Raw genomic sequence first — 13,219 nt, 5'->3', positions numbered from 1 at the left:
TGGCTAGTACTTTGGTCACGCTGGTTTTCTGCTGACGCCACAGAAACACAAGCGGCGCCCATAGGGGCGCCGCTTGTGGCTTGCTCGTGGTCTGATTACAGCAACAGACGACGGATATCGGTGAGCACGTCTGCCAGGAAGGCAGTGAAGCGTGCCGCATCGGCACCGTTGATCGCCCGGTGGTCATAGGAGAGCGACAGCGGCATCATCAAGCGCGGCTGGAAGGCACTGCCATCCCACACCGGCTTCATTTGCGCTTTCGACACGCCCAGGATCGCCACTTCAGGCGCATTGACGATAGGCGTGAAGGCCGTGCCACCGATCGAGCCCAGGCTCGAAATGGTGAAGCAGCCACCGGTCATCTCGTCGCGCTTGAGCTTCTTGGTCTGCGCTTTCTTGCCCAGCTCTGCCATTTCCTTGGCGATCTCGATCAAGGATTTCTTGTCGGCATCGCGCAGTACGGGCACCATCAGGCCATCCGGCGTATCCACCGCGATACCGATATGCACGTACTTCTTCCAGACCAGCGTATCGCCGTCGCCTTTCAGGCTGACGTTGAACTGCGGGTACTTGCGCAGAGCAAAGGCGCACGCCTTGACCAAAAATGGCAGCGGCGTGAGCTTCGCCCCCTGGGCTTCGGCCTCGGCCTTCATCGCCTTGCGGAAGTCTTCCAGCTCGGTGATATCGGCTTCGTCGAACTGGGTGACGTGAGGCACGTTGAGCCAGCTGCGATGCAGATTGGTCGCGCCCATCTTGAGCAGGCGGCCCATCGGCTTCTCTTCCACTTCACCGAACTGGCTGAAGTCGACTTCCGGCACGGCAGGAATACCCGCGCCACCTGACGCTGCCGGTGCGGCGGCCTGGGCGCTGCCCTGGTTGGCCAACACCTGCTTGACGTAGGCCTGCACGTCTTCCTTGAGCACGCGCTCTTTCGGGCCGCTGGGCTTCACCAGCCCCAGGTCGACACCCAGCTCGCGGGCCAGCATGCGTACCGCCGGGCCAGCATGTACCAGCTTGCCGTCACGGGGCTTGTGTGCTGCCATTTGCGCTTCTGGGCTCGGCGTGCCGCCACTGGCCACAGGCTTGGCGCTGGCCGGGCTGGCACTGCTTTGCGATGCCTTTTCAGGCGCCGCTTTCTTCGGCGCGGCCTTCCTGGCGCCCGCCACTTCCATGTAGCCAATCACGTCGCCTTCGGAGACGGTATCGCCCTCCTTGACGGTCAGCTCGACGAGCTTGCCCTTGTAAGGGCTAGGCACGTCCATGGAAGCCTTGTCGGACTCCAGGGTGATCAGCGGGTCTTCGACGTCGACTTCGTCGCCTACCGACACACCTATCTCGATGATGGGCACGTCTGCAGAGCCGGAAAGATCCGGCACGCGGATCTCCTTGCGCTCTGGCTCACCGCTGCCACTCTCTTCTTCAGCCGCTTCTTCTTCGGCGGGCTCGCTGGCAGGGGCAGGCTGTTCGGCCTTGGCAGGCTCTTCCTCGGCAGCGTCATCGCCACCGGCGATTTCCATCTTGCCGATGACATCGCCTTCCGACACGGTATCGCCTTCCTTGACGGTCAAGGAGACGATTTTCCCGCTATGCGGGCTGGGCACGTCCATGGAAGCCTTGTCGGACTCCAGCGTGATCAGCGTGTCTTCGGCGTTGACGTCGTCGCCTTCGCCAACGGCCACTTCGATGATCTCGACGTTGTCGGAACCACCCAGGTCAGGCACCTTGATGTCAACGGTCTGCTTGCCACCGCTGGCTTTTTTCGCTGCCGGTGCAGGGGCCTCTTCCTGCTTGGGCGCAGGGGCTTCCTCGGCGGCGCTGTCAGCCTTGGCTTCCGGTTCGGCATCGCCGCTACCTTCCACTTCCAGCTCGACGATGTCGTCGCCTTCAGAGACCTTGTCGCCCTCTTTCACCAACACTTTGACCACCTTGCCGCCTTTCGGGGCCGGTACATCCATGCTGGCTTTGTCGGATTCCAGAGTGATCAGGGTGTCTTCCGCTTCAATGACGTCGCCTTCTGACACCGCAATCTCGATGATTTCGACATCGGTATCGCCACCGATATCGGGAACTTTGATGATTTCGCTACTCAAGGTCGCGCTCCTTCCAAATCGGATCGAGCCGGCGGGCAGTGGCCCGCCGGGCAGCGGTTTAGCTGGTCAGCGGGTTGGGCTTGTTGGCATCGATGCCGTACTTCTTCAGCGCTTCGCCAACGTGCTTGCGATCAATTTCACCGCGATCGGCCAGCGCGCGCAGCGCCGCAACGGTCACGAAGTAGCGATCCACTTCGAAGAAGTAGCGCAGCTTCTCGCGGGTATCGGAACGGCCAAAGCCATCGGTGCCCAACACGGTGTAGTCGTTGGGTACCCAGGCGCGTACCTGGTCCGCATACAGCTTCATGTAGTCGGTAGAGGCAATCACCGGGCCATCACGACCTTCCAGGCACTGGGTCACGTGAGGCTTGCTGGCCTCGGCGTCCGGGTTCAGGAAGGCTTCGCGCTCCAGCAGCAGCGCTTCGCGGCGCAGCTCGTTGAAGCTGGTGACGCTCCAGATATCGGCCCCGATGTCCCAGTCGTTGGCCAGCAGCTCGGCAGCGGCTTCGACTTCACGCAGGATGGTGCCCGACCCCAGCAGCTGAACGCGGCCCTTGTCGCCCTGAGTCTCCTTGAGCAGATACATGCCCTTGACGATATCGTCGGCGGGGACGTTCTCGAGCTCGGGATGCTCGTAGTTCTCGTTCATGACGGTGAGGTAGTAGAAGCAGTTCTCTTTGTCCGTGAACATGCGCTTCAGACCATCCTGCACGATGACCGAAACTTCGTGAGCATAGGTCGGGTCGTAGCTGCGGCAGTTGGGGATGGTAGACGCCTGGATCAGGCTGTGGCCATCCTGGTGCTGCAGACCTTCGCCGTTCAGCGTGGTGCGCCCGGCGGTACCGCCGACCATGAAGCCGCGTGCCTGCAGGTCGCCTGCGGCCCAGGCCAGATCACCGATACGCTGGAAGCCGAACATCGAGTAGTAGATGTAGAACGGCAGCAGCGTGACGTTGTTGTTGCTGTAGGAAGTGGCGGCCGCAATCCACGCGGACATGGCGCCAGCTTCGGAAATACCCTCTTCGAGAACCTGACCTTTCTGGTCCTCGCGGTAGTACATGATCTGGCCTTTATCGACCGGCTCGTACTTCTGACCTTCCGAGGTGTAAATACCCAGCTGACGGAACATGCCTTCCATACCGAAGGTACGCGCTTCGTCGGGGATGATCGGTACGACCTGCTTGCCCAGCTGCTTGTCCTTCACCAGGCCGTTCAGGATACGCACGAAGGCCATGGTGGTAGAGATTTCGCGGCCTTTGGAACCGCCCATCTGGGAAGCAAACGTCTTGTCTTCCAGGCTGGGGATTTCCAGCGCTTCGAAATCGCTGCGGCGGCTCGGCAGGTAGCCGTTCAGACGCTCGCGCTGCAGGTGCATGTACTTGAGCTCGGGAGAGTCTTCTTCCGGCTTGTAGTACGGGACTTCCTTGAGCTGTTCGTCGGTCAGCGGAATGCCGAAGCGGTCGCGGAATTTCTTCAGCGCTTCGTATTCCATGCTCTTGACCTGGTGCGCTTCGTTGGCCGCTTCGCCATCGCCGCTACCCATACCGTAACCCTTGACGGTATGCGCCAGGATCACCGTGGGCTTGCCGTTGGTGGTGTTGACCGCTTCGTGATAGGCCGCATAGACCTTGAACGGGTCGTGACCGCCACGGTTGAGCTTCCAGATATCTTCGTCGGAGAGGTCCTTGACCATCGCTTCGGTTTCCGGGTACTTGCCGAAGAAATGCTCGCGGGTGTAAGCGCCACCGTTGGCCTTGTAGTTCTGGTACTCGCCGTCGACCGCTTCGTCCATGCGCTTCTGAAGGATGCCTTTCTTGTCCTTCTCGAACAGCGGATCCCAGTGACGACCCCACACCACCTTGATGACGTTCCAGCCGGCACCGCGGAAGACGCCTTCGAACTCGTCCATGACGCGGGAGTTGCCGCGTACCGGGCCGTCCAGACGCTGCAGGTTGCAGTTGATGACGAAGATCAAGTTGTCCAGATTTTCGCGGCCAGCCAGCGAGATGGCACCCAGCGATTCCGGCTCGTCGCACTCGCCGTCGCCCATGAAGCACCAGATCTTGCGGTCCTTCATGTCTTTCAGTTCACGGTGATGCAGGTACTTCATCACGTGAGCCTGATAGATGGCCTGAATCGGGCCAAGGCCCATGGACACCGTGGGGAACTGCCAGTAGTCAGGCATCAGCCAGGGGTGGGGGTATGACGACAGGCCGTCACCATCCACTTCACGGCGGAACTTGTCCATCTGCTCTTCGGTCAGACGACCTTCCAGGTAGGAACGCGCGTAGATACCCGGTGCCACGTGGCCCTGGATATAGATCAGGTCGCCTTCGAAATCCCCCTTGGGGGCGCGGAAGAAGTGGTTGAAGCCCACATCGTACAGCGTGGCCGACGACATGAAACTTGCAATGTGACCACCCAGCCCAGGATTGGCACGGTTGTTACGAATGACCTGAGCAATGGCGTTGTAACGGATCAGGGAGCGAATACGACGCTCCATGAACAGATCGCCAGGCATCGGGGCTTCGCGATGAACCGGTATCGTGTTGCGGTGGGGGGTTGTCACCGAGAAGGGCACCTTCATCCCGTCCCGGCGCAGGCGATCCGCCAAGCGGGTCATCAGGTAGCGGGCGCGATCTTCGCCCTCACGATCCAGCACCGATTCCAGGGATTCCAGCCACTCCGTGGTTTCGACCGGATCGAGATCTTCTCTTGTCTCCAGACTCATAGAGGTCTCTCCGAATGACGATAAATGACAATGAGCCCCGCCAACCCTTCGGGCCTGGGGCGGCTGCGGTGTATGGCCACCACAGGCCTGTGAATAGCCGACGCGATGCATCGAGCAGGGGATTTTCACCCTACATTCAATGAGCTACGCTTTCATGAATGTAGTTAAGCTACAGTTTTTTGGTAAAAATTAGCCTTTTGTATATGCGAAGATACCGCAAAGTCGTCACGCTGCCAATTGCGGCACGCCGCAAAAAGCCATCGAAAACAAACTATTGCACTGCAACATAAGCGCTTTATAGGACCTTGGTCGCTACGACTTAGGATACCTTCCTGTAACCAAACTACCGTTTCATTTGTTGCTAAAAGAACCACTTATTTGCCCCGTTTAACCGTCTATTGGGTGGGTGCCATCAAGCGCTGGCGGAAATAGGCCCAGTCGAAGGCGGGCCCCGGGTCGGTCTTGCGCAAGGGGGCCACATGAGCATGACTGGTGATCCGTTCAGCGGTCAGCGCCGGGTAACGCGCCATCAGCCAGTGCGTGGCCTCGGCAAGCGCCACATACTGCGCCTTGCTGAACGGCGTCTGGTCATCGCCCTCCAGCTCGACTCCTACGGAGAAGTCGTTCAAGCGTGTCCGCCACGCCTGTTCAGCCGGGTCCCACCAGCGCGATTGCCCGGCGTGCCAGGCGCGCTGGTCGATGTCGACGAACTGAACGCACTCGCCATCGCGGCGAATCAGCAGGTGCGCCGACACCCGCAGGTGCGCAATCGTAGCGAAGAAGGGGTGCTCGTCGGGCACCAGCCGATTGGTGAACAGCGCCTCGATGGCGTGACCCGAGAACTGCCCGGGGGGCAGGCTGATCGCGTGAAGCAACAGCAGCGACACTTCCTGCTCGGGCCGCGCATCCTGGTTGGGTGACACGACCTGTCGAGCCTTGGCCCATTGGCCCTGGGATGCGAGCTGGTTCATTCGGCTTACTTGCTCCTCTACGTTCGCGTTGTGTTTCACTATAATGTCTTTCACCCAAGATCACGCTTCGAGAACCCACTGCTATGCATTATCAAACCGCGCTTGATGAAGAGATTCGCACCTGCGTACCCCGCTGGCTGGCGGAAGACCTGGGCACCGGGGACATCACCGCACAGCTAATCCCTGAAAACCAGTGGGCCACCGCCAGGGTGATTACCCGCGAACCGGCGGTCCTCTGCGGCGTTGCCTGGGTCGAGGAAATTTTCCGCTGTCTGGACGAGCGGGTCACGCTGCGCTGGCAGGCCAGCGATGGCGAGTTGCTGGAGGCCCAGCACTGCTTTCTGGAGCTCGAAGGCCCCGCCCGCAGCCTGCTGACCGGCGAGCGCGCCGCGCTGAACATTCTGCAAACGCTGTCTGCCACGGCCACCGCCACCCGCCGCTACGTGGACCTGATCGAAGGTACCAGTGTGCGCCTGCTGGACACCCGCAAAACGCTGCCGGGGCTACGCCTGGCACAAAAATACGCGGTCACCTGCGGCGGTGGCCATAATCACCGCCTGGGCCTATGGGATGCCTTCTTGATCAAGGAGAATCATATCGCGGCCTGTGGTGGCATTCAGGCCGCCGTGGCGCAGGCCCGCAAGCTGGCCAGCGACGTACCGGTGGAAGTGGAAGTCGAGACCTTCGAAGAGCTGGACCAGGCGCTGGCGGCGGGCGCTGATATCGTCATGCTGGACAATTTCGACATCGAAGACCTGCACGTAGCGGTAGAGATCAATGGGGGTCGCGCCACCCTGGAAGCCTCCGGCAACGTCGATGACTCGACGCTGAAAGCCATTGCGGACACCGGCGTGGACTGCATTTCCAGCGGCGCCCTCACCAAGGATGTGGCCTCCGTCGATCTGTCGATGCGCATCACTCAAACCTTCAACGTTTGATCGTCAGGTTTCCACCGCGCTGAGCTGCTTGACCAGCCGGTAGCGCTGGAGCATCTCACCACTGCGCTCGACCCACTGCTCGCCGAGGTTATCGTAGCCACGGCGCTGCAGTCGTTCGAGCAGCATCCGGCTGGCCTCGATTTCCACCTGCGCCACGCCATGCTCCAGCAGAATGCGCTCGGCATGGATCAACAGCGTGGTGCCGATGCCACGCCCCGCCAGCGACGGCCAGATGTAAAGCGTTTCAATGCGCCCACCGCTCACGTCCAGCTCGAGAAAGCCAACGCAGCGGCCATCGCAGGCGGCCACCAGCGTCGTGTAGAGCGCCTGACGCGCCGCCCAGGCGGTGCCTTCACGGGGCAGCGCATGGGCCCAGGCGCGCCGCTCGGCCAGCCCATAATGGTTGGCCGCGCCTTGCATGACGGCATGATAGAACACTTCGGCCTGGTCGGCGGCGTCCTTGGCCAGCGCCGCGCGATACGTGACGCGGGCCGTTGGCGTGGATGCCGGTGAAGAAGGGTCGATGTTGGACATACGTTGCCTCAATGGGGTGACCGCTGGCCGTCAAGCGCAGCGCTGTGTCGGTTCCGTTGGCTAGTCTATACTCATCGCCCTGGCGGGCAACCCGTGCCAGCCGAGCTTGAATTCATCGAGCGTGCGGCGCCATGTCACCACGCAACAGTGCGCTCACACGCAAAAGGGAGTGCCATGCACGATTCTCGGGGCCACGGGCCGTTTTCGATCACGCCCATTGGCCATATCATCAGCGACTACCCGGACAAGTTTGGCGTGCCTCGCCAGCCTGGCTTGGCCCCGGCAGCCCATGCGCGCCTGGTACTGGCCCACCCTTTCGACGACCCACTGACCGTACGCGGGTTGGAAGACTTCAGCCACCTGTGGCTATCGTTCATCTTTCACCAAAGCCCCGAACGCTGGTCGCCCCTGGTACGCCCGCCTCGGCTGGGGGGGAATCGCAAAGTGGGCGTCTTCGCCAGCCGCAGCACCCATCGCCCTAACCGGCTGGGGCTGTCGCTGGTCGCGCTCTCCGGTATCGAGACCGGGCCCGGCGTGACGCTTCACCTGGCGGGCTGCGATCTGGTCAGCGGCACCCCCGTGGTGGACATCAAGCCATACCTGCCCTGGGCAGAGGCCATTCCCAGCGCCCAGGCGGGGTTTGCCCCTCAACCGCCGGAGACGGTGGCCGTGGTGTTCTCGCCAGAGGCTCACGGCGTGCTATCTCTACGCCAGGATGGCGCGTCGCTGCGGGCGCTGATCGAGCAGGTGCTGGGCCAGGACCCCCGCCCTGCTTATCAGCGGGGCGGACAGGCCGAACGTCTTTACGGGGTGCGCCTGCGCAATGTCGATGTGCGCTTTCGGGCGCTGACCGCCGCCGAAAACGACGCCACCACCCTGGAGGTGGTGGCGATAGAGCCCGAAGACCGCAAGTGACCATGGCGCCAGCGAGCGGCCCCATGGCAAGCCTGACGGATCAGGCGGGGAAGGTGATACCCAGGCGACGGCCGACTTCTTCATAGGCCTCGATGACCCCGCCCAACCCTTGACGGAAGCGATCCTTATCGAGCTTCTCACGGGTATTGGCATCCCACAGGCGGCAGCCGTCCGGGGAGAACTCGTCACCCAGCACGACCTCACCCTTGAAGAGGCCGAACTCCAGCTTGTAGTCCACCAGCAGCATATCGCCTTCGGCGAACAGCTGCTTGAGGATGTGGTTCACCTTGAAGGTGAGCGCCTTCATCTTGCTCAGCTGTTCCGGCGTGGCCCAGCCAAAGGTTTCGGCCAGCGACTCGTTGATCATCGGGTCGCCCTTCTCGTCGTTCTTCAGGAACAGCTCGAAGGTAGGCGGATTGAGCGCAATGCCCTCTTCCACGCCCAGACGCTTCACCAGCCCACCCGCAGCAATGTTACGCACGACACACTCGACGGGAATCATCTCCATCTTCTTGACCAGACTTTCGGTGTCGGAAATCTGCTGCTCGAAGTGGGTGGGGATGCCGCCCTCTTCCAGGCGCTGCATGATGTAGGCATTGAAGATGTTGTTCACCATGCCTTTACGGGCGAGCGCCTCTTTCTTCTTGCCATCGAAGGCACTGGTATCGTCACGAAAATGCAGTACCAGCAAGTCAGGGTCGTCGGTGGTGTATACGGATTTTGCCTTACCGGCATAGAGTTCCTGGCGCTTTTCCATGGGGGCTCCGTCTAAAATCAAGGTCTAAGAGTTAACGTAAGTAGCCGGAGACACGCTCAAGCAACTCGCGCTGGTCATCAGCGCTGAATCCACGCTCGCTGGCATTGATGGCGCGCAGCACGGTCTGGTTGCCCTCCGGCTGGAGCACGAGGCGAATATTCTGAGACATGCGGCGCACGTCCTGGCTGAACACGATCTGCAGCGGGTTACGCCCACGCTCGGTCTCGGTCATGTATTCAACCAGGAACTCGTAGTCATCAGCCGAGGCCTCAAGCAGGTCACGCTGGCCTTCCTGAGTGAAGTCCAGTGCCAGGTAGTGGTTCATTTCGGCCCACACGCGTTCGATGGGCTGCGGAATCAGAACTTCCCACTCATCGCCCTGCTGACGCATTTGCAACGTTTGCTCACTGGCAAGTCGTTGAGCGGTCCAGGAGGATGCGCTGGCCGTTGCGCTACGCGCACCGAGGTACTGCTCCAACGCGGCCACACAGCTCTCGACACTCTGGCCACCCTGCTCGCAGCGCACTTCGCTGCTGCCGGCACGCAATGCGCTCTGCAAGCGCAACGTGGCTTGAGGCGTGACGATGACGCCCTGAGTAGCGCTGCTTTCCTGAACGCCCAGCTGGCGACTGCGCACGAATGCCTCGAGCTGCGGCCATACCGCGCCCGTATCCGCCGCGACTACCAACCAGACCTGATCACCCGCCTGGCGACGCTCGACGTACTCAGGCTCCAGCCCACTGCCCAATGCCAGCGACTGAGGAGGCCCAATACGCGCTGCTTCATCGACACGAGCACCTTGAAGACCCGCCTGAGGAATCGGCATGGCATCACGATAACGCTGAGCATTGCGCGTTTCCGGCAAAACGAGAGGCGGCGCTGGGGCGGCTTCGGTGTAGTCCAGGTTGCGGTCGTGGTAGTAACCGTCACGCGCGCAGCCCGCCAGCGTGACGGTTGCGGCCAGCGCCAGCGGAATCCATTTCAGCGCACGTTTTTCTAGCACAGAGCTCATCAAGCCACCTTAACAGTCAACAGGTCATTTACCCGGCAAGGCACGTTGTCACCGGGTAGCAAATGCGTTCGCAGCGCCTGGGGTTACTCCTTGATCACACCCGCCAGTTGCAGCGCTTCGTTTACCGTACCGTGATACTTTTCGGACAGCCAGGTCAGCGGCAGACGAATGCCCTGCTCCATGTACCCCATACGGTTCAGGGCCCATTTGACGGGGATCGGGTTGGACTCGATACCCAGATTGGTATGCAGCGGCATCAGGCGCGTATTGATCTGATGGGCCTTGTCGGCATCCCCCGCCACCGCGGCGACACACAGCTCGTGCATCGCCTTGGGCGCCACATTGGCGGTGACCGAAATGTCGCCATGTCCGCCCATCAGCATGAAATCACAGGCCGTGGCATCGTCACCGGAGTAGAGCATGAAGCCGCTGCCTTTCAGGCGAGAGATTAGATCCTCGGCGCGCTCAAGGTTCCCGGTGGCATCCTTCAAGCCGATGATGTTGTCCACCTCGGCCAGGCGAATCACGGTTTCGTTGTAAAGATCCGAGCAGGTGCGCCCCGGCACGTTATAAAGAATGACCGGCAGTTTGCTGCCCTTGGCCACTGCCTTGAAGTGCTGGTACAGGCCTTCCTGAGTAGGCTTGTTGTAGTAAGGGCACACGGAGAGGCAGTAGTCGGCGCCTACTTCGCTGGCATAGCGCGCCAGCTCGACCGCTTCGGAGGTGGCATTCGCGCCGGTACCGGCAATGACCGGGATACGCCCATTGACCTCTTCCACGACGCTGCGGATCACATCGAAGTGCTCGGCAAACGACATGGTGGTGGGCTCACCAGTGGTGCCCGCGGCCACGATAGCGTCGGTGCCGTTCTCGAGATGGAAGTTCACCAGGCGACGAAGCGCCTCCCAGTCGATGTCGCCATTGACCTTCATCGGGGTCGCCAGGGCGACAATGCTGCCTGTGATCATCCGTATTTTCCTCACCTGCAAAAAGTGGAGCTCGACCGGCCAAGCGGGGTGGCATGGTCAATGATCGAGTAAAAGACGCGGCGCGGATACCTCGAAGGACACGATGACCCCGCCTGTAAAAAGCAAATGGTACTCAGGCGATTCGAGCCTGTACAGCGTAAAGCACGTAGAGTTTACCACCGAGACTTGCCAAACCAGAACGATTCGCTTTGACAGCACGGCGGCGCATGCGTGTAATCTTGATGAACCCCTATCTGTGAGGAGCTTGTATGTCACTCGAAATCGGCCAACCCGTTCCCGACTTTTCGGCCAGCGCCACTGGCGACACCACCATTACGCTGTCCGAACTGCGCGGCCAGCAGGTGGTGATATTTTTCTATCCCAAGGCCAGCACACCGGGCTGCACCACCGAAGGTGGCGACTTTCGTGATCGCAAGGCGGCCTTCGATGCCGCGAACACCGTGGTCATCGGCATTTCCCGAGACGGCCTGCGCGCCCAGGAGAATTTCAAGGCGAAGCAGGACTTCAATTTTGCGCTGATCTCGGACAAGGACGAAGCGGTCTGTCAGCTGTTTGACGTCATCAAGCTGAAGAAGATGTACGGCAAGGAGCACCTGGGCGTCGAGCGCAGCACGTTTCTCATCGACAAGGACGGCAAGCTGGCCAAAGCGTGGCGTGGCGTCAAGGTGCCCGGTCATGCGGAAGAGGTGCTGGCAGCAGCTCAAGCACTGCATGCCGAATAACCGGCCCTGAAGGCTCGTTGAGCCATGGCACCGGGACAGCATCCGGTGCCACTTGGCAAGCCCTCGTCAATCGGCCTTCAGCTCTATCTGCTCACGCAGCTCCTGATGCTCCTCCAGCCCTCTGGGCCAGGCAAAGACCAGCGCCTTGAGCAGAGTCGCCAACGGAATGGCGAAAAAGACCCCCCAAAACCCCCAGATGCCGCCAAAGAACAGCACGGCCACGATGATCGAGACCGGGTGGATGTTGTTGGTCTCGGAAAACAGCACCGGCGCCAGCACGTTGCCATCCAGGGCCTGGATGATGCCGTAGGCCAGCAGCACGTAGGCAAACTGCTCGCTCACGCCGAAGTGGAAGACCGCCACCGCCGCCACGGGAATGGTGGCCACCGCAGCACCGATGTAAGGCACCAGCACGGAAAAGCCCACCAGCACGGCCAACAGCGCCGTATAAGGCAGCCCAAACAAGGCAAAGGTCAGGTACGAGACCGTACCGACAATGACGATTTCGATGGCCTTGCCACGGATGTAGTTGGCGATCTGGCGATCCATCTCCTGCCAGATACGCGTCAACAGCGAGCGCTTTTGCGGCAGCAGCGAGAGCGCAAACCCCACCAGCGCCTCGCGATCCTTGAGCATGAAAAACACCAGAATGGGCACCAGCACCAGATAAATGATCAGCGACATCACGTTACCCAGCGACGACAGCGACAGCGTCAAGGCGCGCTGCCCTACCTGGCTGATCTCGCGTCCGGCCACCCCGATCCAGCTCTGCATCTGATCAGGCGTGATCAGGTTGGGGAAGCGCGCCTGCAGCTCATCCAGCCATATCTGCGCCGTGGCAAACATGCGTGGCGTCTCCTGCACCAGCCCCACCAGCTGGTTCCATATCAACGGCATCAGGATGAACGCCATGGTCAGCAACACGCTGACGAAGGCCACGAACACGATGATGACCGCCAACAGGTGAGGCACACCTCGCCGAGTCAGCCCGTTGACCAGCCCCTGCAGCAAAAACGCCAGCACCAATGAGGTGAAGAACGGCGCCAGCATGCGGCCAAACATGATGATGGCCGCCAATCCTGCGATCAGCACCACCAGCAGAACCAGTGCTTCTTCATCGGAAAAATAGCGTTCGATCCAGCTCCTGAGAATGGCGCGCATGGTCATGAGCAAGCCACCCCGGCTTTGCGTAGCCAGAACACGTAGATCTCGCCCTGCTGGGCTCTGGCTTCCAATCGATGGTCACTCAGCTCGGCGAAGGAAGCAACGTCGCGCCAGGAGCCCGCATCGGTGGCACGAATCTCCAGCAGCTGCCCGGCAGACAAGCCAGCCAGCGCCTGCTTGGCTTTCAACAGCGGCAACGGGCAGTGCAGCCCGGTAGCGTCCAGTACCGCATCGGGCTGCACCCCCTCGGCCAGCGCGGATGCTATTTGCTCAGACATACCCTCTCCCTTGTGAAAGCGCTATCACACATGACGAAAACAGTTCATCGCTACATAACCGCCGTATTGTTGCATACACTGTTCGGACGATGACCAACCTGACTCGATTTAACGGCAC

12 protein-coding genes are annotated in these 13,219 nt (G+C 60.9%); 3 read left to right on the top strand and 9 right to left on the bottom strand.

Annotated features, from left to right (window positions below):
* Positions 1–95: 95 nt before the first annotated feature.
* The 3 genes from aceF to ampD form a co-directional block, all read right to left on the bottom strand.
* Positions 96–2,090 carry a pyruvate dehydrogenase complex dihydrolipoyllysine-residue acetyltransferase gene (aceF, locus tag IE061_RS03960; RefSeq protein WP_193461028.1) on the bottom strand — a complete coding sequence of 665 codons (1,995 nt, stop codon included), beginning with the start codon at positions 2,088–2,090 and terminating at the stop codon, positions 96–98.
* Positions 2,091–2,148: 58 nt separating this feature from the next.
* Entirely contained in the window at positions 2,149–4,821 is a 2,673-nt protein-coding gene (aceE, locus tag IE061_RS03955; protein WP_193461027.1) for a pyruvate dehydrogenase (acetyl-transferring), homodimeric type, read from the bottom strand.
* Between the two features lie 395 nt (positions 4,822–5,216).
* Positions 5,217–5,792: a 1,6-anhydro-N-acetylmuramyl-L-alanine amidase AmpD gene (gene ampD / locus IE061_RS03950; protein WP_193461026.1), complete on the bottom strand. Its 576-nt coding sequence runs from the start codon at positions 5,790–5,792 to the stop codon at positions 5,217–5,219.
* An 83-nt stretch (positions 5,793–5,875) separates the two neighbouring features.
* On the opposite strand from ampD, the gene nadC reads away from it, so the two are divergent.
* Entirely contained in the window at positions 5,876–6,730 is an 855-nt protein-coding gene (gene nadC / locus IE061_RS03945) for a carboxylating nicotinate-nucleotide diphosphorylase (protein WP_081136322.1), read from the top strand.
* Positions 6,731–6,733: 3 nt separating this feature from the next.
* Here nadC and IE061_RS03940 read toward each other — a convergent pair whose 3' ends face one another.
* Positions 6,734–7,264 (bottom strand): GNAT family N-acetyltransferase, encoded by a 531-nt coding sequence (locus IE061_RS03940; RefSeq protein WP_081136324.1) that lies wholly within the window; start codon positions 7,262–7,264, stop codon positions 6,734–6,736.
* Between the two features lie 174 nt (positions 7,265–7,438).
* Here IE061_RS03940 and tsaA point away from each other — a divergent pair, with 174 nt between their 5' ends.
* A complete protein-coding gene (gene tsaA / locus IE061_RS03935; protein WP_016916158.1) occupies positions 7,439–8,179 on the top strand; it encodes a tRNA (N6-threonylcarbamoyladenosine(37)-N6)-methyltransferase TrmO in 741 nt (246 codons plus the stop codon).
* A 40-nt stretch (positions 8,180–8,219) separates the two neighbouring features.
* On the opposite strand, the gene purC is transcribed toward tsaA, so the two are convergent.
* The 3 genes from purC to dapA all read right to left on the bottom strand — a co-directional run bounded on the left by purC (position 8,220) and on the right by dapA (position 10,916).
* On the bottom strand, positions 8,220–8,936 hold the full coding sequence (gene purC / locus IE061_RS03930; RefSeq protein ID WP_016916157.1) for a phosphoribosylaminoimidazolesuccinocarboxamide synthase: 717 nt from the start codon (positions 8,934–8,936) through the stop codon (positions 8,220–8,222).
* A gap of 31 nt (positions 8,937–8,967) precedes the next feature.
* Positions 8,968–9,948 carry an outer membrane protein assembly factor BamC gene (gene bamC, locus IE061_RS03925; protein ID WP_039181603.1) on the bottom strand — a complete coding sequence of 327 codons (981 nt, stop codon included), beginning with the start codon at positions 9,946–9,948 and terminating at the stop codon, positions 8,968–8,970.
* An 83-nt stretch (positions 9,949–10,031) separates the two neighbouring features.
* Entirely contained in the window at positions 10,032–10,916 is an 885-nt protein-coding gene (gene dapA / locus IE061_RS03920; protein WP_039181608.1) for a 4-hydroxy-tetrahydrodipicolinate synthase, read from the bottom strand.
* 269 nt (positions 10,917–11,185) lie between these two features.
* Between dapA and IE061_RS03915 the strand changes: the two genes are divergently transcribed.
* Positions 11,186–11,659, top strand: a complete 474-nt coding sequence (locus tag IE061_RS03915) for a peroxiredoxin (RefSeq protein ID WP_096921463.1) — start codon at positions 11,186–11,188, stop codon at positions 11,657–11,659.
* Between the two features lie 66 nt (positions 11,660–11,725).
* Here the strand turns inward: IE061_RS03915 and IE061_RS03910 are convergent, their stop codons facing one another.
* Both IE061_RS03910 and IE061_RS03905 read right to left on the bottom strand, forming a co-directional pair.
* Positions 11,726–12,826, bottom strand: a complete 1,101-nt coding sequence (locus IE061_RS03910; RefSeq protein ID WP_039181613.1) for an AI-2E family transporter — start codon at positions 12,824–12,826, stop codon at positions 11,726–11,728.
* Complete coding sequence (locus tag IE061_RS03905; protein WP_039181616.1) at positions 12,823–13,101, bottom strand: sulfurtransferase TusA family protein; 279 nt, start codon at positions 13,099–13,101, stop codon at positions 12,823–12,825. The genes IE061_RS03910 and IE061_RS03905 overlap by 4 nt, the downstream gene beginning before the upstream one ends.
* Positions 13,102–13,219 lie beyond the last annotated feature (118 nt).

It is taken from the genome of Vreelandella hamiltonii (assembly GCF_014651795.1).
Taxonomy (GTDB): Bacteria; Pseudomonadota; Gammaproteobacteria; order Pseudomonadales; family Halomonadaceae; genus Vreelandella; species Vreelandella hamiltonii.
This window is presented reverse-complemented; position numbering and strand designations above follow the sequence as displayed.

What these genes read in the sequence shown, in the direction of transcription:
- aceE (WP_193461027.1), bottom strand. Translation starts at nt 4,821, where the DNA reads ATGAGTCTGGAGACAAGAGAAGATCTCGATCCGGTCGAAACCACGGAG.
- ampD (WP_193461026.1), bottom strand. Translation starts at nt 5,792, where the DNA reads ATGAACCAGCTCGCATCCCAGGGCCAATGGGCCAAGGCTCGACAGGTC.
- nadC (WP_081136322.1), top strand. Translation starts at nt 5,876, where the DNA reads ATGCATTATCAAACCGCGCTTGATGAAGAGATTCGCACCTGCGTACCC.
- IE061_RS03940 (WP_081136324.1), bottom strand. Translation starts at nt 7,264, where the DNA reads ATGTCCAACATCGACCCTTCTTCACCGGCATCCACGCCAACGGCCCGC.
- tsaA (WP_016916158.1), top strand. Translation starts at nt 7,439, where the DNA reads ATGCACGATTCTCGGGGCCACGGGCCGTTTTCGATCACGCCCATTGGC.
- purC (WP_016916157.1), bottom strand. Translation starts at nt 8,936, where the DNA reads ATGGAAAAGCGCCAGGAACTCTATGCCGGTAAGGCAAAATCCGTATAC.
- bamC (WP_039181603.1), bottom strand. Translation starts at nt 9,948, where the DNA reads ATGAGCTCTGTGCTAGAAAAACGTGCGCTGAAATGGATTCCGCTGGCG.
- dapA (WP_039181608.1), bottom strand. Translation starts at nt 10,916, where the DNA reads ATGATCACAGGCAGCATTGTCGCCCTGGCGACCCCGATGAAGGTCAAT.
- IE061_RS03915 (WP_096921463.1), top strand. Translation starts at nt 11,186, where the DNA reads ATGTCACTCGAAATCGGCCAACCCGTTCCCGACTTTTCGGCCAGCGCC.
- IE061_RS03910 (WP_039181613.1), bottom strand. Translation starts at nt 12,826, where the DNA reads ATGACCATGCGCGCCATTCTCAGGAGCTGGATCGAACGCTATTTTTCC.
- IE061_RS03905 (WP_039181616.1), bottom strand. Translation starts at nt 13,101, where the DNA reads ATGTCTGAGCAAATAGCATCCGCGCTGGCCGAGGGGGTGCAGCCCGAT.